At 63.9% G+C, this 19,939-nt stretch carries 22 protein-coding genes; 11 read left to right on the top strand and 11 right to left on the bottom strand.

All coding sequences use genetic code 11. The annotated features are described in order from the left end of the window. Nucleotides 1–202: 202 nt before the first annotated feature. Both Q0D45_RS08780 and Q0D45_RS08775 read right to left on the bottom strand, forming a co-directional pair. On the bottom strand, nt 203–442 hold the full coding sequence (locus Q0D45_RS08780) for a hypothetical protein (protein ID WP_293391381.1): 240 nt from the start codon (nt 440–442) through the stop codon (nt 203–205). Between the two features lies 1 nt (nt 443). After that, nucleotides 444–1,709 carry an MFS transporter gene (locus Q0D45_RS08775; protein ID WP_293391379.1) on the bottom strand — a complete coding sequence of 422 codons (1,266 nt, stop codon included), beginning with the start codon at nt 1,707–1,709 and terminating at the stop codon, nt 444–446. Between the two features lie 90 nt (nt 1,710–1,799). Here Q0D45_RS08775 and Q0D45_RS21630 point away from each other — a divergent pair, with 90 nt between their 5' ends. The 3 genes from Q0D45_RS21630 to Q0D45_RS08760 all read left to right on the top strand — a co-directional run bounded on the left by Q0D45_RS21630 (nt 1,800) and on the right by Q0D45_RS08760 (nt 3,862). Then, the gene (locus Q0D45_RS21630) at nt 1,800–2,270 is read left to right on the top strand and encodes a MarR family transcriptional regulator (protein WP_366946391.1); all 471 of its coding nucleotides are present in this window, start codon (nt 1,800–1,802) and stop codon (nt 2,268–2,270) included. Between the two features lie 76 nt (nt 2,271–2,346). Then, nucleotides 2,347–3,207 (top strand): SDR family oxidoreductase, encoded by an 861-nt coding sequence (locus Q0D45_RS08765; protein WP_293391375.1) that lies wholly within the window; start codon nt 2,347–2,349, stop codon nt 3,205–3,207. A 229-nt stretch (nt 3,208–3,436) separates the two neighbouring features. Next, on the top strand, nt 3,437–3,862 hold the full coding sequence (locus tag Q0D45_RS08760) for a GFA family protein (RefSeq protein WP_293391373.1): 426 nt from the start codon (nt 3,437–3,439) through the stop codon (nt 3,860–3,862). A gap of 58 nt (nt 3,863–3,920) precedes the next feature. On the opposite strand, the gene Q0D45_RS08755 is transcribed toward Q0D45_RS08760, so the two are convergent. Next, nucleotides 3,921–4,922 carry a helix-turn-helix domain-containing protein gene (locus Q0D45_RS08755; RefSeq protein WP_293391371.1) on the bottom strand — a complete coding sequence of 334 codons (1,002 nt, stop codon included), beginning with the start codon at nt 4,920–4,922 and terminating at the stop codon, nt 3,921–3,923. A gap of 175 nt (nt 4,923–5,097) precedes the next feature. Here Q0D45_RS08755 and Q0D45_RS08750 point away from each other — a divergent pair, with 175 nt between their 5' ends. The 6 genes from Q0D45_RS08750 (at nt 5,098) to Q0D45_RS08725 (ending at nt 9,338) form a co-directional block, all read left to right on the top strand. Next, nucleotides 5,098–5,676: a hypothetical protein gene (locus Q0D45_RS08750; RefSeq protein WP_293391369.1), complete on the top strand. Its 579-nt coding sequence runs from the start codon at nt 5,098–5,100 to the stop codon at nt 5,674–5,676. 7 nt (nt 5,677–5,683) lie between these two features. Further along, a complete protein-coding gene (locus tag Q0D45_RS08745; protein WP_293391367.1) occupies nt 5,684–6,760 on the top strand; it encodes an oxidoreductase family protein in 1,077 nt (358 codons plus the stop codon). A gap of 9 nt (nt 6,761–6,769) precedes the next feature. After that, nucleotides 6,770–7,468: a VOC family protein gene (locus tag Q0D45_RS08740; RefSeq protein WP_293391365.1), complete on the top strand. Its 699-nt coding sequence runs from the start codon at nt 6,770–6,772 to the stop codon at nt 7,466–7,468. Continuing rightward, on the top strand, nt 7,465–8,241 hold the full coding sequence (locus tag Q0D45_RS08735; protein ID WP_293391363.1) for a hypothetical protein: 777 nt from the start codon (nt 7,465–7,467) through the stop codon (nt 8,239–8,241). The genes Q0D45_RS08740 and Q0D45_RS08735 overlap by 4 nt, the downstream gene beginning before the upstream one ends. A 194-nt stretch (nt 8,242–8,435) precedes the next feature. Beyond that, a complete protein-coding gene (locus tag Q0D45_RS08730; RefSeq protein WP_293391361.1) occupies nt 8,436–8,801 on the top strand; it encodes a HopJ type III effector protein in 366 nt (121 codons plus the stop codon). Nucleotides 8,802–8,885: 84 nt separating this feature from the next. Further along, a complete protein-coding gene (locus Q0D45_RS08725; RefSeq protein WP_293391359.1) occupies nt 8,886–9,338 on the top strand; it encodes an Hsp20 family protein in 453 nt (150 codons plus the stop codon). A gap of 60 nt (nt 9,339–9,398) precedes the next feature. On the opposite strand, the gene Q0D45_RS08720 is transcribed toward Q0D45_RS08725, so the two are convergent. Then, nucleotides 9,399–9,704 (bottom strand): SDR family NAD(P)-dependent oxidoreductase, encoded by a 306-nt coding sequence (locus tag Q0D45_RS08720; RefSeq protein ID WP_293391356.1) that lies wholly within the window; start codon nt 9,702–9,704, stop codon nt 9,399–9,401. 71 nt (nt 9,705–9,775) lie between these two features. Between Q0D45_RS08720 and Q0D45_RS21625 the strand changes: the two genes are divergently transcribed. Further along, nucleotides 9,776–10,072 carry an AraC family transcriptional regulator gene (locus tag Q0D45_RS21625; protein ID WP_366946390.1) on the top strand — a complete coding sequence of 99 codons (297 nt, stop codon included), beginning with the start codon at nt 9,776–9,778 and terminating at the stop codon, nt 10,070–10,072. Nucleotides 10,073–10,097: 25 nt separating this feature from the next. Here the strand turns inward: Q0D45_RS21625 and Q0D45_RS08715 are convergent, their stop codons facing one another. The 7 genes from Q0D45_RS08715 to mprF all read right to left on the bottom strand — a co-directional run bounded on the left by Q0D45_RS08715 (nt 10,098) and on the right by mprF (nt 18,861). Beyond that, nucleotides 10,098–10,568 carry a PA2169 family four-helix-bundle protein gene (locus Q0D45_RS08715; RefSeq protein ID WP_293391354.1) on the bottom strand — a complete coding sequence of 157 codons (471 nt, stop codon included), beginning with the start codon at nt 10,566–10,568 and terminating at the stop codon, nt 10,098–10,100. A 327-nt stretch (nt 10,569–10,895) separates the two neighbouring features. Continuing rightward, entirely contained in the window at nt 10,896–11,681 is a 786-nt protein-coding gene (locus tag Q0D45_RS08710; protein WP_293391351.1) for a LytTR family DNA-binding domain-containing protein, read from the bottom strand. Beyond that, nucleotides 11,678–12,766: a histidine kinase gene (locus Q0D45_RS08705; RefSeq protein ID WP_293391349.1), complete on the bottom strand. Its 1,089-nt coding sequence runs from the start codon at nt 12,764–12,766 to the stop codon at nt 11,678–11,680. The genes Q0D45_RS08710 and Q0D45_RS08705 overlap by 4 nt, the downstream gene beginning before the upstream one ends. A 52-nt stretch (nt 12,767–12,818) precedes the next feature. Further along, nucleotides 12,819–13,628 carry a DUF2306 domain-containing protein gene (locus tag Q0D45_RS08700; RefSeq protein WP_293391346.1) on the bottom strand — a complete coding sequence of 270 codons (810 nt, stop codon included), beginning with the start codon at nt 13,626–13,628 and terminating at the stop codon, nt 12,819–12,821. 243 nt (nt 13,629–13,871) lie between these two features. Beyond that, nucleotides 13,872–14,681: a tetratricopeptide repeat protein gene (locus tag Q0D45_RS08695; RefSeq protein WP_293391343.1), complete on the bottom strand. Its 810-nt coding sequence runs from the start codon at nt 14,679–14,681 to the stop codon at nt 13,872–13,874. 221 nt (nt 14,682–14,902) lie between these two features. Then, nucleotides 14,903–16,297 carry an AcvB/VirJ family lysyl-phosphatidylglycerol hydrolase gene (locus tag Q0D45_RS08690; RefSeq protein WP_293391340.1) on the bottom strand — a complete coding sequence of 465 codons (1,395 nt, stop codon included), beginning with the start codon at nt 16,295–16,297 and terminating at the stop codon, nt 14,903–14,905. After that, a complete protein-coding gene (gene mprF, locus Q0D45_RS08685) occupies nt 16,294–18,861 on the bottom strand; it encodes a bifunctional lysylphosphatidylglycerol flippase/synthetase MprF (protein ID WP_293391337.1) in 2,568 nt (855 codons plus the stop codon). The genes Q0D45_RS08690 and mprF overlap by 4 nt, the downstream gene beginning before the upstream one ends. Nucleotides 18,862–19,117: 256 nt before the next feature. On the opposite strand from mprF, the gene Q0D45_RS08680 reads away from it, so the two are divergent. Beyond that, nucleotides 19,118–19,939 (top strand): efflux RND transporter periplasmic adaptor subunit (locus Q0D45_RS08680; protein WP_293391334.1); only part of this gene is annotated, 822 nt, incomplete at its 3' end.

Here is a 19,939-nt window from a genome sequence, read left to right as displayed (position 1 = left end):
TGAGCCGGCAGCAAGGCGGTACGTTCACCTTATGCGCGATCGCTGCTGCGAGCGTTGACGCAGATCAATGACCAAGAACCCGATCGTGGTAGTTCGCGTCGACGGGTCATTGCCGAAGCGCTGTGGAGATATCCCAGCCGATGCCGGTCCAAGACCATGTCGTCCGATCCGGAGTTCTTGATGGGCCTGCTGAACCGAGTTTTCAACGACGCAAGAAAGTGGCTGCAGAGATCACGGCGTCTCCGCAGGCTCGCTCATTGGCCGATTCATCGAGTACGCAACCGGGTATCGCTGCGGCGAGCGCGTATCGCACAAGTGCGCGACGTTCTCCGATGCCGCCGGTGAAGATCAGTGCATCGGCCCCGCCGAGGACACCGCACATGGAACCGATGGCGCGACGAAGGCCGAGGATGAAATGATCGAGCGCCAGTTTTGCCTGCACGTTAACTGTCCGGCTGAATGGCGCCAGTCGGGGTGATCTGATCTGGCCCGGGATCGCTTGAACGCGTGTACGTAGCAACCCACGCGGTTCCGGCGCAGACGCACAGCGCGAGTGCGGCAGCGATCCAGCCGACCGTCCCGTAACCAGTGATAGCGCCGTTGGCAGCCGTCGACAGGATCATTCCACCGAGCCACGCGCCGCAGCCGCTGCCCAATGATTGAAACGAACTGTTGACGCTCAGGAAGGCGCCGCGCGCCTGTGGCTTGGGCACGGTGGTCAGCAGTGCCTGAAACGGCACCATGCGTCCCGTCATCGCGACCATGAAGAATGGAAAGAACAGCACGATTGCCCAGAATGGAAGCGGCGGCAGATGTGTCAGGAACAGCACTGGCACCAGCGAGATCAGGAGCATCACCTGCAGGACCCGCCGATGTCCGTAGCGATCCGCCAGCCGGCCGATCAATCGTGAGGTGAAGAACGGCGCGATTCCACCGACGCAGTACATCCAGGCGATGCTGGCCGGAGCAACCCCATGGTTGGCCACCAGGAATGGTGAGATGAACGCGATCACCATCATGTGGGCAACCATGAGGCTGAAACTCAGCAGGAACGCGGGTCGATAGCGAGGCTCGGTTATCAGCTTCAGGAGATCAGGCAACGCCCGGGAGAACGGGCGCAGTCCGCCCGCCAGGTGCGCGGTCAGCGAGGGCACGAGCCAATATCCGATCAGCCCGATGACCAGCGTCAGTCCGAACAGCAGGAAGAAAGGGGTGCTCCAGCCGAAGTGAGCACCCAAGGCGATGCCCACCGGAACGCCGATCACGGAGGCCAGGGAGAAGGCCGACATGACGATGCCGGTAGCAGCACCACGCCGATGCGACGGGATGACATCGCCGACGATGGCCATGATCAGCGACGTCATCACGCCCCCGGAGATTCCGGCAAACGCGCGGGCAATCAGCAGGACTTCAAAGCTGCCGGCGCAGGCGCAGACCAAATTGGACACCGAGAACAGCGCGTACATCGTCAACAGCAGCGAGCGTCGATCGGACCGGTCGATGTAGATCGATGCCAGCAGTCCCGACAAGCCTGCACACCAGGAATAAGCCGAGACCGCGGTGGCGAAAGCGGCCGGGGAAATGTCGAAGGCCCGCATGATCTGCGGCCCCAGCGGCATCATCACCATGAAATCCATGATGACGGTGAACTGGGTAAAAGCCAGCAGCCAGAGGAGCCGGCGTTCCGCGCTTGCGGTGAATGAATACACGGATGGTTCCTTTGCGTCGGTCACCTGCCCTGGCCTTTGTCACGACGGGGCTTCAAGTTTCCGGCTTTGTAGTTGATAATATCAACCATCATGCAAAAATCAGTTGATATTGTCAATCAAACCGAAGGCCAGATCGCAGAGACCGTGGTCGAGTCGATCCACTCGGTCATGCATCTGTTTCGCGCGCAGCAGTACCGCGTCCTGCGCGATGGGCCACATGAGCTCACGACCATGGAAAGCAAGGTATTGGGCTTTTTCTCTCGGCGGATCGGGGCGACCCTCAGCGATCTGGTTTCCCACACGGGCCGCGACAAGGGCCAACTCGCTCGCCTGATCGGCGGCTTGCGGGATCGGGGCCTGCTTGAGGCCAAGGCCGATGAAGGAGACCGACGCAATCTGCGGCTCTACCTGACGGCGGATGGCACCGCCATCCATCGAACCCTGCACCGCCAGAGACAACGTCTGTCCAGCCTGGCCGTCGAGGGCTTGAGTCTCCTCGAGCGGCAGCAACTTCTGGCCTTCCTGGCCAAGATGCGCACCAATCTGGAAGGTGCTTCCTGAAAGCTCGGCGTCAAGAAGCCGATCAGTATTTCCTCTCCTGATCACCCCGTCCCCGCTACCCGAGATCTGATCCGCCATGAACACCATCACGCCGAACGGCAAGGTCGCACTCGTCACCGGCGCCAACTCCGGCATCGGCAAGGTCACTGCGCGGGAACTGGCGCTTCAGGGTTGGCACGTGTTCCTCGCTTGCCGGAATGAAACCAGCACGCAAGCAGTGCTCGACAACATCGCGCAGCGCAGCGGCGGCACCGCCAGAGCCGAGTTCCTGCCGCTCGATCTTGGCGACCTGGCCTCGGTCCGCATTTGCGCCGAGCGCTTCCTGGCTCGCGGCCTGCCGTTGCACCTGCTGATCGCCAACGCCGGACTGGCGGGTCAACGCGGGATGAGCGCATCCGGCTTCGAGCTGAGCTTCGGTGTCTGCCACATCGGTCACTTCCTGCTGACTCAACTGCTGATGGATGCCCTCAAGGCCGCGGCACCGTCCCGCATCGTGGTGGTCGCCAGCAAGGCCCATCGTCACGCCAAGGGCATCGACTTCGAAGCCCTGCGGCGGCCGACGCAGAGTGCCGGCGGCTTGAAGGAATACGCCGTCGCCAAGCTGGCCAACATCCTGTTCGCCGCGGAACTGGCGCGCAGGCTGAAAGGCAGCGGCGTCACCAGCTATGCCGTCCATCCCGGCGTCGTTGCCACCAATGTCTGGCGCGCCGTGCCCTGGCCTCTCGATGGTCTGATCAAGCGTTTCATGATCAGTGAGGACGAAGGAGCTGAGACCACCCTGCACTGCGCCACGGACCCGGTGCTGGCTGGCGACAGCGGCCTGTACTACGACAACTGCCGCAGCAGCCGGCCTTCGGAGATCGCGAGCGATGCAAACCTGGCTCGTACGCTCTGGGGCAAAAGTGAGGAGTGGGTAGGCGTCCTTCCCAGCGCTTGATGGCTGAAGGCAGCTATGGTCACTCATTGCAGGGCAGACCCTAAGCCGCTTGCCAAGATAATCAAGATGGACCCGGCGGTGATCACCGCACGACTTGCTGGCGAGCCGATGGGTATGATCCACAGGTGCTGCGCCGTTTCATGGGCCAGCGTGAAGCGTCGCCTCAACAGTCGATTGCAGATCGCTCGTTGGAACTCGACGTGAATCCCGTCAATCAAGGAGAGCAACCGTGAGCGAACATCAAGGCAGCTGTTTCTGCGGTGCGGTGCAATTCACCGTCACGGGCGAGCCGGTCGCGATGGGCTACTGCCATTGCGAGTCCTGCCGACACTGGTCAGCGGGGCCGCTCAACGCGTTCAGCCTGTGGAAGCCGGAGTCACTGAAGGTGACCCAGGGTGCCGACAACATCGGGACCTACAACAAGACGCCGGTGAGCTATCGCAAGTGGTGCAAGACTTGCGGCGGCCATGTCTTCAGCGACCATCCGCCGATGGGTTTGGTCGACGTCTACGCAGCCGTGATCCCGACTCTGAAGTTCCTGCCGGCCGTCCACGTCAACTATGCAGAGAAAGTGCTGAGCGTGAAGGACGGGCTACCGAAGATGAAAGACTTCCCGGCCGAGATGGGCGGCTCCGGAGAAACCCTGCCCGACTAGGACGCGCGCTCGCGCCAGTCGGAGACCTTGCAGAGCAAGCTCGTTCGACAACCAGCTCTCATTCCTTGAGATCAGGTCTGTCGACGAGGCCCGCCCGCTCCTGGCGAGGCGTTACTCCAAACGCCTTGCGAAAGATCTTGCTGAACGTGCCTGAGTCACGAAATCCCCATCGATAGGCGATCTCGGTGATGCTCGTGCGTGGCGACCCGTGGAGATCGTTGCGGCAACGCTCGAGACGTTGATGACGAATCCACGCTGCTGGCGTGGTTTCGGCTCGCTCGAACAGGCGATGCAAATGGCGCTCGCTGATGTCGTAAGCACGCGCGATTGCACGAGTGTCCAGCGCCGGCTCGCCAAGATGCTGCTCGACGTAGTTCATGGCCTGATGCAGCAGCAAATGGGAGCCATCGTGCCGTTCGGTCGAATCCTTGGCGCGCAGCGTAGCCGCGAGCAACTCCAGTGTTGCGCGTAGCACGTGCCCAGCCGCGGCCTGCGGCAACTCGCCGAAGGTCTCGTCCAGCGACAGCAGGTGATTCACGAACAGCCGACTCACGTCGGCAGCCGAGTCGATTGGCCGCCCGATATAGGCATCGACACGCGGCAGCACTCGCCGCAGCGCCAACTGCGGCACGGCAAAAGTGATCTGGCGCAGGTTCTCGCCGGTGACGAAACGCATCGGCCGCGTGGTGTCCCACAGCGTGAACTGACCCGGCATGAGCGCGATGTCCTGACCACCGATGGTCAGGCTGATCGAGCCTTCCGCGATGTAGATGAGGTTGAAGAAGGCCTCGTCGTCGAGCGCAATCTCGTGCGGGCCGCGCCGGCCGACGATGCCTCCGCGATGTGCGGTGAGGTGTGTCAGGCGATAGCCCTCGAAGCGACCCTGACGCAGGTACGCGGGGAAGCAGTCGCAGCGAACAGGGCGAATGTCCCATCGCATGTGCGCGTCCACCACGAATGCTCGCCAGCATTCGAACTGCTTGCTTGGCGCAACCGTGCCGGTGCTCCACACATCCGGATCCTGCCATCCGTGGACAAGCGGCGACGGGAGAGTCGTCATGGCGGTGCTCTTCTGACCTTGGCTGACCGGACCAGTATGGCGCTGCCGATCGCCTTTCATAGTCGGGCGATTCCGGGGTCCGTTCTGGCCCAATCCGATGTCAGTCCTGGCCAATTTCTGTGCCGCCGCCCTCCGTACCATCGTGAGCAGGCCCCTGCCTCACCGGAGAAATCTCATGCTCGTCGGAACCGTCGAACACCAGAACCTGACCCCTTACATGCGCAGTATCGCGGACGATCTGTACCCCAAGGTTGATCCGGCGTTCATGCCGCACTTCCAGGAGTACATCGGTCTACTCGGCAACATTCCCAAGCACTGCGAGACCTTCTTCCCGTACTACTTCAGCATCTGGTTCGACAACAAGCTCGGCCCGCGCATCACCGAGCTGGCCCGCCTCGCCATCGCGCAGGGTACGCAATGCCAGCTTTGCCAGGCGGTGCGTTACACGGACGAGGTCGACGAGCAGGACATCTCCGCGATCCCCGGCGTCGACAGCAAAACGCTGAACGACAAGGAACGCGCCGTGGTGCGTTTCGCCACGGCCTTCGGCAACAACCACCACGCGATCACCGAGGAGCATTTCGCCGAGCTGAAGAAACACTTCGGCGACGAGCAGATCACCGAACTGCTGATGTGGAGCGCGATGGCGTTGGGCCTGGGGCGCATCCTCAAGGTGACGCAGCTGGTCAGCGAGAGCTGCCCGCTCCCGGAGCCGTCGGCTGTCGCGTGGACTCAGTCCAAGAAAGCTGCCTGAGCGCTCCATGACCGAAGCCCTCGCCATCGTGACGCCGGATCAGGTAACGCCGGCATGGATCACGCAAGCCCTCCTGCAACGAGGTGTGGACGCCAGCGTCGAGAGCCTGCGCATGGAGCAGGTCGGCACCGGCCAACTCGGCGAGACCCGCCGTTTCCACCTGCAATACAAGGGCGCGCCGCCGCCAGAAGCGCCGAAGTCGGTGGTCGGAAAATTTCCCTCGGCCAATGCGGTGGCGGCCGAGTCCGGCAAGACCATGGGCTTCTATCGCTCCGAGGTAATGTTCTACCGCGAGCTGGCGCATCGCGCGAAGATCCGCACGCCTACGGTGTACGTCGCCGAGATCGACCAGGCCAACGACTTCACGTTGCTGCTCGAAGACATGGCACCCGCGCGTCAAGGTGACCAGTTCAAGGGCTGCACGTTGGACGAGGCGCGCCGCGCGCTCAAGGAAGCGGCGTTGCTGCACGCGGCGTTCTGGAACGACAGGGAATTGATGGCCCAGCCGTGGCTCTACGTGCCGGAGGGTGCGCAGGGCTTCTACACCACCGAGCTGATCGAGCGATCCTGGGATCATGTGTGCAAGCACTACACCGAGTACCTCACGCCTGAGTTCAAGCGCGTGGGTGACAAGTACGTACGCAATCACGCGTACTGGAATCGCCCGCGCGAGTTCCCGAAGTGCTTTTCCCACAACGATTTCAGGCCCGACAACATGCTGTTCGGCGGCCCCAACGATCGCATCTGCGTGGTCGATTGGCAGACCAGCAACTTTCTCGGTTCCGGCATGGACGTCGCCTACTTCCTCAGCGGCATCTTCGACCGCCAGACCCGCAAGACTCACGAGCGCGCTCTGCTCAAGGAGTATCACGAGGATCTGCTGCGGCATGGCGTGCACGACTACAGCTTCGATCACCTGCTGCGCGACTACGCGCACTACAGCTTCGCCGTGATCGCGGTGGCCATTGCCGCAACGCTTATCGTCAAGCGCACCGAGCGCGGCGACAAGATGCTCATGCACATGGCGATTGGCGGCGCGCTGCAGGCGCTCGACAACGAAGCGCTCGATGATCTGCCGGACTAGGTCTCGCCAATGAAGCTCGCCAAGCAGCATCTGGACCTTGGCCTGTTCACGCGCGATATCGGGCCGCAACGCGAGTTCTGGAAAGGCACCGCAGGTCTGCGTCTGGATCACGAACTGGAATTGAGGCCGGGCTGGGTACAGCACCGCTTCGACGCCCACGGCTCCGTGATCAAGGTCAACCACTGGGCTGACGAGCTGCCGGTGCTGCCGCCCACGGGTTACGTCGGCCTCAGCATCGTCTGTCACGACAGGCACTGGGACGGAGTGGACGCAGATGGCAACGCTGTCCGCCTCATACCGCCAGGTACCGACGGGCTCACTCGCATCGGCATTACCGTGCGCACACCCGACCCATCTCGGATGATGGCGTTCTACACCGGCGCGATGGAGTTCGATCGTATCGACGCGAACACCGCCCGCTGTGGAGACACGCTGTTGTTCGTCAAGGAAGGACCCGGCGGCAGCGAGACCGAGGATTTCATCGGCCTCGGCTACCGCTATCTCACCGTGCAGATCTTCGACGCCGACGTGGCGATGCGCGGGATCATCGCGCGCGGCGGACGGCTCGCACGCGCCGCGATCAGCTTCCGTGATGTGGCGCGTTTCGGTTTTGTGAAGGACCCCGACGGCAACTGGATCGAGATCTCGGCGCGAACATCGCTGACCGGAGCAGCGCCGAAAGCGGATGGACCTGGAAACCTTGCATGAGCCGATATGTCGAAGTCGCCGACGCCATCGCCATGCCGGGCCTGCGCGTGGTGCTCACGCCGGGCATCCCCGGGCCGTTCAGCGAAGCGGCCAAGGGCATCCTGCATGTCAAGAAATTGCCTTACTTAAGAGCGCGGCAGGATGTGCTGGGCGCCAATCCCGAGCTGCTGCGCTGGACCGCACAGACCACTGCGCCGGTCGCCTGCTGGAACGATGAGCCACCCCGCTGCACCTGGATCGAACAGCTGTTCCTGTTCGAGCGGCTGGCACCCACGCCGCGACTCATTCCGCAGGACTGGGACGAGCGCCTGCTGATGTTCGGTCTGGCTAACGAACTGATGGGCGAGAATGGCTTCTCATGGAACCGGCGACACCTGATGGTGCGCGACTTCACCCGCCCGGAGTGCGACGCGACAACGCGTGACATCTACGACAAGCTCGGGCGCAAATACTGGTACGGGCCGGAAGTATCGGCGGCGGCGCCGGGGCGCTGCGTCGAGATCATGCAGCGCTTCACCGCACAGCTCGAGAAACAGCAGGCACGCGGCTCACGCTATTTCATCGGCGATTCGCTCACCGCACTGGACATCTACTGGGCTACCGCCGCAGCGATGCTCGAACCGCTTCCGCCCGACCTCTGTGAGATGGCGCCCCTGTTCCGCGCGGTGTACACCAACCGCGATCCAGCGCTGCGCGCGGCCACCACGCCGGTCCTGATGGCGCACCGCGATTTCATCTATCGCGAACATCTCGAGCTACCCCTTCAGCTTTGATGCCTCGGTCATCGCGACGTCTTCATTGACGGCAGTCGTGCCGGCGGCCCTCGCCTGCTTTTCCGGTTGCAGGTCGGGCCGATCGACACCTGTCCGAAAGACGACATCGTTGCCACTTGGCGGGCTGGTATGCGGCCGACGTTTTCGATCAAGGCGCGGCTAAAATGTGCGCCCCGATTGAACTCCGCTCGACCATGTCGCTGACCGCTTTCCTCCAACGCCTGCGCGAAACACCCGAGCAGATCGAATTCGCCGACACCATTGCGGCGATCGAAAGTCACTACCGGTACACGCCGACGGTCTTCCGGAATGGAGACGTCGAAAACGCCGCTGACCAGAACGGAGGCTCTTGCAAGATATTTGCGTTCGCGAAGCTGCAGGGTCTGAGCCAGAACGAAACGCTTGCCTGCTTCGGTCGCTACTACCGTGAAGACGTGCTGCAGCACCCGGATGCGAGCGACCACCAGAACATCCGCAACTTCATGCGCAGCGGATGGAGCGGCATCACTTTCGCGGCTGAAGCGCTGAACGCGTACCGAACACCTCTTGAAACGAAGTAGATCTGCCATAGATCGTTTCTGTCGGGATGCCGCAGTTCGGGTTCCGACACATTCCACTTCGCTGATTGTCAGGAGGTTATTTTCATGAACAGCTTTTCCCTTGCTCCGCTTTATCGCTCCACCATCGGCTTCGACCGCTTCAACGATCTCGTCGAGGCTTCGATGCGCGTTGAAGCTGCCAGCTATCCGCCGTACAACGTCGAGAAGAAAAGCGAGGACGAGTACCGCATCGTCGTAGCCGCAGCCGGCATGGCCGACGAAGATCTCGAAATTCAGGTCGAGAAGGACGTGCTCACCATCGGCTCGACCCGGCGCGAGACCGCGGATGAAACGCAGTACCTGCATCGCGGCATTGCGCAGCGTGCGTTCAAGCTGAGTTTCCGCCTCGCCGACTACATCGAGGTGCAGACCGCCACCCTCAAGAACGGCTTGCTCACTGTCGATCTGGTCCGCCGCATCCCCGAGTCGGCGAAGCCCCGTCGCATCGCGGTGAACGGTACGGTGTCGAAGCTCGTCGGCGTCGACAAGGCAGCCTGAAAATCGTAGTGCAGTAAGGTCCGGCGCCGCGAAGGCGGCGCCGGACCTTCAGCTTGGTGCTCATGCAGTGAGCGTGACCAACACGTCGACCAGACCGACCTCGCGCTGCGCATGCTCGAAGACGCGCTTGACGCTGTCGCTGTCGCCCACGTCCAGTTCGATCGCCACGGCCTGGCCGCCGGCCGCGACGATGTCCGCAGCCACTTTCTCGATACGGTCCTTGCGCCGCGATGCGCAGATGACCGTCGCGCCTGCCCCAGCCAAGGTATGAGCGAGCCGCTCGCCCATGCCGGACGCCGCGCCGGTGACCAGCGCGATCCTGCCCTTCAGCGAAAACGCTTCGGCCACCTTGAAATCAAAAGCCATGTCTTCTCTCCTCTCTCGTTCGCATCGGCGATGAGCTGCTCTGTCGGCAGCTGTGCCGCACACACGCTACGGTGCTGCGAGGCACAAGGCTTGACGCGGCTTGCCAGGATTTGCACCGGACTGCCAAAGGCGCAAGGAATCACTCGCCGTGTCGGCGCCATTGGCGTATTGACGAGGCAGATGTCGCGTTCAACTATGGCTTCAGTGAGCTGTCGCACTTCTGCCGTGTGTTCAAGAACGCGTTCGGGCTTTCACCTCATTGCCTGATTGCTCAAGCGAGCAGCGGCCCCACGCAAATCGGGCACGCCCAGTCTTTGCTGGACGTGCCCGATGGCCTTCAGGTTTTAGCTACACGCGAATCGCGATAGCCAATCACCTGTTGGAGGAAACGACTTAGATCGTTTCAGCCTCGCGGTGCTGATTGCGCAGATCGCGGATGCGGTCGTGATGGACCTTGGCACCGTCACACTGGCGCTGCAGCAAGCTCCGGACTTCGCCGGACATCGGCGCCTGCATGGCCTTGATGTACTCGGCCTTCGCATGATCTTCACCGCGCTCGCACTCCTCGAGCAGCATCAGATCGTCGTCACTGCTCACCGAGGCCTTGAGGTTCAGCCAGCCAAGATGCAGGGCACCGACAGCGGTACCGCTGGTTTCCGGCGTGCCGCCCAGGCTGATGACGCAGGCCTGCAGTTCGGCGGCGCTTTTCTCGCAGTCTGCTGCATAGCTTTCCAGCAGCGTGCGCAGTTCGGGCGCGTGCGCGTGGCCGGCGGCCTTGCTGAAGCCCTTCTGGCCGTCCATGCTGGTTTCGATGAGGCTGTTCAACACCGAAATGGTTTCTTTCAGTTTGTTTTCGCTGGACATGAGTTCTGCTCCATAAATAGTGCGGCGGGACATCGGGCGGGGATTCGCCAGGATTGTCGGGGCCGGCTTTCAAGCAATCACACAGACGTCACGGAGACGAACGACGGCTCATTGAAGGTCCTGATCGCGTCGTGTGTCTCTCCCTGTTGATTGATCACAAAGGGTGCCTGCCAAGGCATCTTTCTTGAATTCCCCGCAAATCAAACGTTTGCGCTCCCCACCCAAAATGGTGTGCACGAGATCGACACTTTTACCGGTAGACATGCCACGCGAAGCCCGCAATTACTCGCGCTGGTGTCATCCGCTCGGGAAGAACGTCGATGCCGCCTACATCTGCCGAAAAAGATGCAGGTAGCTGCGGCTCACCGGCAAGATTTCCTTGCGGCCCTTGAGATGAATGTGCGCGGTCTCGTTGAGGCTGCGCGTGACATGGCTGATGGCGCGCAGGTTCACCACCACAGCGCGATGCACTTGTGCGAAGTGCGATGCATCGAGCTGAGCAAGCAGGTCTTTCAGCGGCGTGCGGATCAGCCCCTCGCCCGCCTTGCCGTCGTCACCACGCCAGGCAACCAGCGTGTACTTCTCGTCGGCGCGCAGGAAGTCGATGTGCTCCACCGGTACCAGGCGCAGCGTCTGTCCGATCGACACATGCACCCAGCGCAGCGGCGCCGGGGGCGCGTCCTTGCGCAGGTGCTCGGCCAGCAGCGATAGCAATGCCGTGGTGTCCGGCAAGGGTTTCGCCGCCGCCAAGCGCTCGCGCAGCCGCGCAGCCGTTGCGTCGAGACGTTCCACTTCGACCGGTTTGATCAGGTAGTCGAGTGCGCCTTGTTCAAAGGCCTGCACCGCGTACTGGTCGTAGGCCGTCACGAACACCAGATGCGCGCGCCGCCCGATGAGCCGCGCGGCTTCCATCCCGGACAGGCCGGGCATGTGGACGTCGAGAAAGCAGATGTCCGGCTGCAGTGCTTCGAACTGTTCCACGGCCTCGCGGCCGTTGCGTACCTGGGCGACGACATTCAACTCGGGCCAGGCCGTTGCGAGCATGCGCACCAGTGCCTTGCGGAGCAGCGGCTCATCGTCTGCGATCAATGCCGTGGGACGCCGGTTATTCATGAAGGCGTTTCGCGCGCCGGGAAATCCAGTTCGGCGCGTATGCCATGCGGCGCCAGCGAGACGAGCCGCAACTGCGCATCGCCGGCAAAGACCAGTTGCAGACGTTCGCGCAAGGTCGACAGACCGGTGCCCAGGCCATCGCCCGCAGCGGCGCGCAGGCCGACACCGGTATCGCTGACCTCGGCGTGACAACGGCCATCGCGTAGCCTGACCTGCACGTCGATACGGCCACCCTCCTCGCTCGGATCGATGCCATGACGCACGGCGTTTTCCACCAAGCTGAGCAGGATCATCGGCGGACACTGAAGGTTCAGCGCCAGCTGGTCGGCCTGCAAGCTGAACTGCAGGCGATCGGGCATGCGCATGTGCATGAGTTCCAGATAGTCGCGGACCAATTGCATCTCCTGGCTCATGGTCGTGGCGGGTTCGTGCAGGCGCGGCACGGCCGCGCGCAGATAGCCGATCAGATGATTGAGCACCGTGGAGGCCTGCGGCGAACCGGAGTCCACCAGCTCTCGGACATTGGCGAGCGTGTTGAACAGAAAGTGCGGCTCCACTTGCGCCTGCAAGAGTCGAAGACGCGAATCGAGCGCCTGCCGCTCCAGTTCGCTGCGCTCGAGCTCGAAGGCCAGCGCCTGACTGTGCGCCGCGAAATCGCGCTGACGGAACAGCGCCGCTACGGTGATCCAGGGTGCGGTGAGCAGTCCGATCATCGCGAGCTTCGCCATGCCGCCGAGGCGATCGTTGTTCTTCCAGAGCGGAGTCGCGTCGCCTTGCGTCACTACCAGGTAGATCGCGAGCGCGGTGAACGGGATCACCACCGCCACGCCGATCACCTGCAGCACCCAGCGCGCCAGCCATCGCGGCAGTCGGTTCGGCCAGCGTTCGAACAGTCCGAAAGACAGCAAGCAGACGACGCCCACGGTCAGGAAACGGCCGAGGACTTCGATCAGTGACAGCCCGGTGTACGACGGGCTGACGATCAGCCCCAGCAAAGCCGATGAACCGAGCGCGATTCGCACGCGGCGCCAGTCGAGCACCCGTGCAAGACCTTGCAGACGTGGAGTATTGGGCTCGGTGGGCATGGGACGACGATAGCAATGAATCGCCGTCGCGGCGTCTTGCATCGCCCCGCGGCTACAGGCGCGGCAGCCACATGATCATCGAGGCGCCGAAGACGCCGACCGCCGTGACCACGGTCATCGCGACCAGTCCGCCGGCCATCGCGAAATGCTGCCGCGAGCCTGCTTGCTGGGCGCGGAAGTAAAGCTCCAGCAGCGCTAGCGGCAACAGGTACTGGCCGACGGCGATGATCGTCAGCGCCGGCCCGCGAAAGGTCTGCGGATCGAAGCCGACCGGACCCTGGTTGACGAGAATCCAGAACATCAGGCCGACCCGGAAGAACCAGACGCCGCCCACCGCGAGGAACAGGCGCAGTGCCCAGCGGCGATGGCGATCGAGTCTTCGAGCCATCGCTTCGCGCACGGCCATGACGCCGAAGCCGATGATCAGCAGAGCATTGATGCTGGTGGAAAGGTGCTGTCCCACGTCTCCGCCGGTGTTGCGCGTCCAGACCATGTAGAGCCCGCCGAGACTCATCAGCAAGGCCGACCCGAAGTAAAGGCGACCGTTCCAATGATGAAAGCGCGGCCACAGCCTGCGCACCACCGGTGTCAGCTGCAGCGCGCCGCTGATGACGATCACCACCACGAAGGCCAGATGCAGCGACAGATTGAGATTGCCCAGGGTGTCGCCAGCGGTGTAACCCTTCGGGAGCACCTTGTTCCAGGTCTCGAATTCGCCCTTCATCGCGGCGCGGCCATAAAAGCCGACCACGTACGCGACCATCGCAAGCTGTCCCAGAACGGTCACCACGAACCAGAAAACGGCCGCGGCACGCAAGGCTGCCATTGCTGCGCGCGACGGTGCAGCACTCGGCGTTGCCATGCGTGAGTTCGCCGGCAGCCCTGCGCCTGCGGTTCGAGTCGCGATACTGGATTGCACGGCCATCGTTCTGATCCCCCGTTCATGCGCGCACGGCTGTGCGATGAACGAAGTCTCAGCAGCGACAGGGATCAGCAGAAGGCCTCGTGAGACGAACTGCTGTTCCAGGCGGCCCAGTCACGCATCGGAGCGACGAGTGACTGGCACTTTATTCCTCAGAACCCGTGTTGCGCGGCCCGGTGCGGTCTACCAGCCGCCGTCATCACTCCGGCTGCTGTCGTCATCCCAGCTGCTGGCGTTATCGATGCCGAAGTCCTGGCCGCCCATCGTCGGATCGGCCGGTGCCTGATCTGAAAACCTGTCTCGATCATTGGCCCGATCATTGTTGGTCGGCGCGTAGCCGCCACCCCGTTCGGATGGGCCATCGAGCAAGCGATGCACGAGCATTTCGCCGGCGACCATGCCGCCACCGATCGCAGCACCAGTCGCGAGGCTACCCAGCAAACCTGAGCCGACACCGGGCGCGGCCGCGGGCGCTGCTGGGCCGTAGGCTGGTGACGGCGTTTCACCGTAAGGGGTGGCCATGCGCGCAGCAGGCACCGGACTGAAGCCGCGATTGCGGCCCAGCTTCCAGAGCAGGGCCACGATCAGCAGGCCAGCAGCCAGCGGCCAGAACCAGAAGCTCATGCCGTGGGAGGGCACTGGGCCGGAAGCCTGAATCGGGCGATCCTGGTGTGTGGCACCCAGGCTCGTCTTCAAGGCCTCCACCGCCTGCGGCTTGGCGAAGGCCAGGCCGGGATCGATGGCCGTCGCCCTGGCGAGCTCGGCGCGTGCGGCGCCGTTGTTGTTCTGGCGGACCAGCAGTTCCGCTTCGACGAAGTGCGCCTTGGCGCTGTCCGGATGCGCCTTGAGCACCTCCTGCATCATCGACTGGGCTTCGGACAGATGCCCCGCGGCGGCCGTCCGATACACCTCGTCGATGCTGGCTTCAGCGAACACCGACCCGGAAACGAGGATCAGGGCGGCGACGAGGTGATGACGATGAAAGACGCGCATGGCTAGCTCTCCAGAGTGCAAGTGAATGAGCCATGCCGCACCAAGCAGGCCGGCATGGCAATCACGAGGAGGACTAGTGCGGAGATCCGCCGGCATCCCACTCGTGAGTGGATGCTGGGCGGCGGTCTGGAACGGCTGATTTCATCTGCCGTCCGACGCATTACATTTGAAACATGGGGAGGGCTTTTGACGCCGCTCCCCAAAGCGCTAGCAGCGCTTCATCACTTGGCGTTCGACAGGATCAGTTCCACCAGCTTGTCGTAGTCGCCATCGAAGTGATGACCGCCGGCCAGGGCGATGGCATGGACATGCCCCGGCGGAATCTTCGGGCACAGCGAGTCGTCCTCGTCCTGCCCGTACAGGCACAGTGCGGAGGCCGCGCTCAGCTTGCTGGCCTCCGGCAGGATCGGCGTGCCGCCATCGTCGTCGCCGACCCAGTTGCCCAGGTGGAACTCGAATGCGGCCTTTTCGCCGAGGCCCATCAACACGGTCTCGACGACCAGTTGCTTCGAGGCGGCCGGCAGGCGGTTGACGGCGAATGGCAGCACATCGGCACCCTGCGAATAGCCGATCAGCAGCGCCTTCGATCGCTTCCAGTGGGCGGCGTAGAAGCGCAGCACCCGATCGAGATCGGTGGCCAGGCCCTGCGGCGTTCGCGGAGTCCAGAAGTAGCGCAGCGAATCGATGCCGGCGACCGGGATGCCCTTCGCCGACAGCGCATCGGCCACCTCCTTGTCCAGCCCGGCCCAGCCGCCATCGCCGGACAGCAGCACGGCGAAGGTATCGCCCGGAATCTTGGTGGCGACTTCGACGATCGGCAGATCACCCAGGCTCGGTGGCGGCGGTGGCGGCGCCTCGGCGACCTGCTTCTTGGTCAGGGAACGGTAGGCACCGAGGTACTGCGGCAGCCAGTTGCCGGGGGCCGAAAAGCCATGGCCGACCTTCGGCAAGGTGACCAGTTCGGCGCCCGGCACCTGAACGACGAAATCACGGGTCGGCTTGGCCTTGCAGACCTGATCGATATCGCCCGCCAGCGCGATCCAGGGCACGCGCAGTTTCTTGGTCGGCAGCAGGTCGACACCCTTGCCGTTCTTGCGCCGGGTGAACTGCACGTCCTCGCCCTTGCACAGCGGCTTGCGGATTTCCAGATCCGGGCAGAAGCCGAGCGAGATGGCCCCGGCGAAGGTGCCGGGCGGCGCTTGGACCGCCATCGCGTAGGCCAGCGTGGCGCCGGAGGAGTAGCCGACTAGGGTCGGCGTGAAATAGGTCGACAGCTTCGCGTAGCCCTGCAGGTAGTGCGACAGGTTTTCCAGATCACCGTCCGGGAATACGCATTGGCCGCCGTCCTTTTCGAGATCGCCGACCAGCTGCGGCATGCTGATGCCGGCCACCATCGCGCCCTCGTCGACCAGGGCTTGCGCCATGCTGGTGACGCTCGGGTTCCAGCCGGCATCACCGGACAGGAACAGCACGAAGGACTTGACCTCGCCCTTGGGCTTGTACAGCGTCACGTCCTTGAAGCGGCCGTGGGAAACCTTCTCCTGCGCCTGCAGCGGCCCGCTCAGCAGCAAGCCGCCGATGACCACCGCGCGCAGCCATCCATTGATCTGCCTCATTTGCCAATGACTCCTCTCAGACCGCCGCTGATCAGCGCGGCGGTGTCGGTCAGCACGATCAGCGGCGCCACGCCGCCCGGTGAAGCGAGATAGCGCGGCTCCCAGATCGGATCGAATTTTTCCTTGAACGCCCGCAGTCCCTGGAAGTTGTAGAAGTGCTCGCCGTGCGAGAACAGCAAGCGCCCGAAACGATGCCAGTTCGGGGCGAGCGGATGTTCGGCCATGCCGGACAGCGGCGCCATCCCCAGGCCGAAGCGCAGGAAGCCCTGGGCCTGAAAATGCAGCATCAGCTGGGCGAACAGATAGTCCATCGAGCCACGCGGCGCATCGGGTAGATGGCGCATCAGATCGACACAGGCTTCGATCCTGCGCTCGGTCGACATCAGCGTCGCGAAGGCCACGGCGCGTGCGCCCTGGCGTACCAGCGCCACCGGCTGGCGTCGCACATAGGCTTCGTCGAAAGCGCCCAGCGAAAAGCCCTTCTCGGCGGTGTTGTGCTCGCCGAGCCAGGCGTCGGAGATCGCCTTGATTTCGGCCATCACCTGCGGCACGCCGGCAACCGGAATCACCTCGAAGCTCAGGCCTTCGCGTTCGGCGCGATTGACGCCCTGGCGCAGGTTGGCGCGCGCCTTTCCCTTCAGCGAAAAATCCGGCAAGGACACGTGAGCGTCCTCGCCGAGCTTGAACACCCGCAGGCCGGCGTCGAGATAGGCCGGCAAGGTTTGCGGCCGCACCTGATAGAACGAGGCGCGGCCGCCGGATTCGCGAGCGCGCTCCAGGAAGCGCCAGACCAGCTCCGGCCATTCGCTCTGCGGGCCGACCGGATCGAACAGCGACACCCAGGAACGGCCGTGGCGGCCGAACATCACGAAGGCTTTTCCGGACTCGGAGAACAGCAGCTGCTTGTCGCCCATCAAGGCCAGGCAGGCATCGGCCGAATCCTGCTGGCGGATGATCGCTTCGGCATTGCTCAGCGAGGTTTCATCGGTCTTCACCAGCTTGCCCTGCGGTGGCCGCAGCAGCTGGCGCACGGCGACGGCCAGCGCCACCAGCGCTACCGCGACCAGCGCCCGCAGGGAGCGCGGCGCGTGGCCATCGAACTCGAACTGCCACCACAGATCGCGGCGGTATTCGACGTCCTGATAAGCGAACAACAGCAGCCCGGTGAGCGCCGCCAGAATGGCGCCGACCGATAGCAGCCAGCCGCCGGTGAATGGCTGCGCCAGCAGCGAAGCCTTGCGGGTGAACTGCTTGCGTGACAGTGCCAGTGCTGCCACCAGCACGCTCAGCAAGCTCGCTTCCGACAAGGCAATGCCCTTCGGCAAGCACAGCACCAGACTCACCGCCGCCAGGAACAGGCCAGCCCACCAGGCGGCATCCAGCCGCAGCAGCATGCCGCGCGCGACGAACAGCAGGCCGAGGCCGGCGATGCTGCCGAGGAAATGCGCGGCCTCGACCAGCGGCAGCGGCACATGCAGGGACAGCAGCTCGGTGGCGGCATCGGTCGCCGGCGTGACGCCGGAGACCAGCAGCAGCACGCCGATCACCAGGGTGTAGGCCGCCAGCAGCAGCGGGGCCAGACCCGCCGCGGCACGGGTCACCGGTGCGGCGACGCCGCGCTGCAGCTCCGAGATCACCAGCAGGCCGAGCGCCACCAGCAGCGGCAGCAGGTAATAGATCACGCGATAGAGCAGCAGCGCGCCGGCCAGGGTTTCGGTCGGCACGTGACCGCCAAGCGCCACCAGCATGATCGCCTCGAAGACACCGAGGCCACCGGGCACATGGCTGAGGATGCCGAGCACGGTGGCGATCGCGTAAAAGCCGAGGAAGGCCGGAAAGCCGACCGCACCGGCCGGCAGCAGTAGCCAGAGCACGGCCGCCGAAGCGGCGATGTCGATCGCCGAGAACAGCAGCTGCTGCAGCGCCAGCGATCCGGACGGCAGGCGTCGCGTGCTGGTTTCGCCCGCAGGCTGCGTCTTGTACTGGAAGCAGCGCAGCAACAGTCCGGCGGCGGCGGCCAGGATCAGCGCCGCGATCACCCGCAGGGCCAGCACCGGCAGATGGGCGACCGGTGCCACTGCGGTCGCCCCCCAGAGCAGCGCAGCAGCGCCGACCACGGTCACGCCGATGCCGAAGGCTGCGGCATTGAAAGCGATCGCCCGGGAAATCTGCCCGGCCTCGACACCGGCCGCGCCGTACAGACGCATGCGCACCGCGCCGCCGGTGAGCACGCCAAGACCGATGGTGTTGGCCAGCGCATAGGCGATGAACGCGGTCTTGGCGACCACCGGATACGCGACCTTGGCACCGACATAGCGCAGCGAGGAATGGTCGTAGCCGGTCAGCGCCAGATAGCTCAGCGCTGTCGCCAGGATCGCCAGCAGCATCGCTCGCGGCGGCGTGTCCTGCACCGCCTGGATCACTTCCGCATAGCTCATTTCGGCCATCAGGTGGCGCAACGCCTCGAACAGCAAGGTCGCCACCAGCACCGCAAAACCTCCCAGCAACCAGTGACGCCAGCGTTGGCCCCACGACGACAAGCGCTCCATCTGGATTGGAGTCATAGATTGTGATTTTTCTCTTCGATGGCCGGAAGTTTCGCACTCCCCGGTCCTTCGTGGTGTGACGACCGCGACCGCGGATGTCATTTGCAACAGTCCACGCCGCCATCTGAAACACGCCTGGGCCTTGCCGCAGGCAGTCTGCCTTGGCAAGTCCTGCAGACCAGGCCGAAGCAGGCACGGCCGCTCACCACCTCGACCCGGAATCATGCGCAAGAACGCAGGCCCACTATTCTCCCTGCCCGCCACGCGACCTGTCATGACAGGCCGACTTGTCGAGGGTGGACGCGCCCTGCCCCGGCTCCTGTTCCTCGTCCTGTTGATCGCCGCGGGCGGCGGCCTGTGGCTCTGGTCGTCGCGATCACCGGCTGACGAAGCACCGTCCGGCCATCACGGCGGCGGCCCACCGCAGGCGGTTTCCGCAAGCCCGGTCAAGCGCCAGGACGTGCGGGTGATGGTCGCCGCGATCGGCAGCATGGCGGCCTCGAACACGGCGGTCGTCCGCGCCCAGGTCAGCGGCGTGCTGCAGAGCCTGAACTTCCGCGAAGGTCAGCAGGTGGAAGCCGGCCAGCCGATTGCCCAGATCGATCCGCGTGCGTTCGCCGCTGCTGCCCAGCAGGCCGACGGCGCGCTGGCGCGGGACAAGGCGCAGCTCGCCGGTGCTGAAGTCGATCTGCTTCGCTATCGCGATCTGCTCAGCAAGGATGCGATTCCCAAGCAGCAGCTCGATACCCAGGAAGCGCTGGTCCATCAGCTGGAAGGCACCACCCAGGTCGATGAGGCCGCGCTCGCGACTGCCCGCCTGCAGCTCACCTACGCCAAGGTGGTGGCACCGATCAGTGGCCGCGCCGGCTTGAAGCAGGCGGATCTCGGCAACCTGGTCCAGCCCGGCGATCCGAACGGCATCGTCAGCATCACCCAGACCCGTCCAATCACGCTGACCTTCGCGGTTCCCGCCATCCACGTCACCGCGCTGATGCAGCAGCTGCGCGGCAAGCAGGCGATTCCGGTGGAAGTCTGGGACAGCGCCGGTCGGCAGCGGCTCGCCATCGGCCGCGTCGATACCTTGGACAACGCCATC

The sequence above is a fragment of the Nevskia sp. genome (assembly GCF_023266035.1).
Lineage (GTDB): Bacteria > Pseudomonadota > Gammaproteobacteria > Nevskiales > Nevskiaceae > Nevskia.
The sequence above is the reverse complement of the archived record's forward strand: the minus strand, read 5'-3'. Positions and strand labels throughout refer to the sequence as shown.

Coding starts and splice junctions, on each gene's coding strand:
- Q0D45_RS08690 (WP_293391340.1), bottom strand. CDS start 16,297: ATGAGGCAGATCAATGGATGGCTGCGCGCGGTGGTCATCGGCGGCTTG.
- Q0D45_RS21630 (WP_366946391.1), top strand. CDS start 1,800: ATGCAAAAATCAGTTGATATTGTCAATCAAACCGAAGGCCAGATCGCA.
- Q0D45_RS08730 (WP_293391361.1), top strand. CDS start 8,436: ATGTCGCTGACCGCTTTCCTCCAACGCCTGCGCGAAACACCCGAGCAG.
- Q0D45_RS08695 (WP_293391343.1), bottom strand. CDS start 14,681: ATGCGCGTCTTTCATCGTCATCACCTCGTCGCCGCCCTGATCCTCGTT.
- Q0D45_RS08720 (WP_293391356.1), bottom strand. CDS start 9,704: ATGGCTTTTGATTTCAAGGTGGCCGAAGCGTTTTCGCTGAAGGGCAGG.
- Q0D45_RS08745 (WP_293391367.1), top strand. CDS start 5,684: ATGACCGAAGCCCTCGCCATCGTGACGCCGGATCAGGTAACGCCGGCA.
- Q0D45_RS08710 (WP_293391351.1), bottom strand. CDS start 11,681: ATGAATAACCGGCGTCCCACGGCATTGATCGCAGACGATGAGCCGCTG.
- Q0D45_RS08735 (WP_293391363.1), top strand. CDS start 7,465: ATGAGCCGATATGTCGAAGTCGCCGACGCCATCGCCATGCCGGGCCTG.
- Q0D45_RS08715 (WP_293391354.1), bottom strand. CDS start 10,568: ATGTCCAGCGAAAACAAACTGAAAGAAACCATTTCGGTGTTGAACAGC.
- mprF (WP_293391337.1), bottom strand. CDS start 18,861: ATGACTCCAATCCAGATGGAGCGCTTGTCGTCGTGGGGCCAACGCTGG.
- Q0D45_RS08700 (WP_293391346.1), bottom strand. CDS start 13,628: ATGGCAACGCCGAGTGCTGCACCGTCGCGCGCAGCAATGGCAGCCTTG.
- Q0D45_RS08740 (WP_293391365.1), top strand. CDS start 6,770: ATGAAGCTCGCCAAGCAGCATCTGGACCTTGGCCTGTTCACGCGCGAT.
- Q0D45_RS08705 (WP_293391349.1), bottom strand. CDS start 12,766: ATGCCCACCGAGCCCAATACTCCACGTCTGCAAGGTCTTGCACGGGTG.
- Q0D45_RS08750 (WP_293391369.1), top strand. CDS start 5,098: ATGCTCGTCGGAACCGTCGAACACCAGAACCTGACCCCTTACATGCGC.
- Q0D45_RS08755 (WP_293391371.1), bottom strand. CDS start 4,922: ATGACGACTCTCCCGTCGCCGCTTGTCCACGGATGGCAGGATCCGGAT.
- Q0D45_RS08725 (WP_293391359.1), top strand. CDS start 8,886: ATGAACAGCTTTTCCCTTGCTCCGCTTTATCGCTCCACCATCGGCTTC.
- Q0D45_RS08765 (WP_293391375.1), top strand. CDS start 2,347: ATGAACACCATCACGCCGAACGGCAAGGTCGCACTCGTCACCGGCGCC.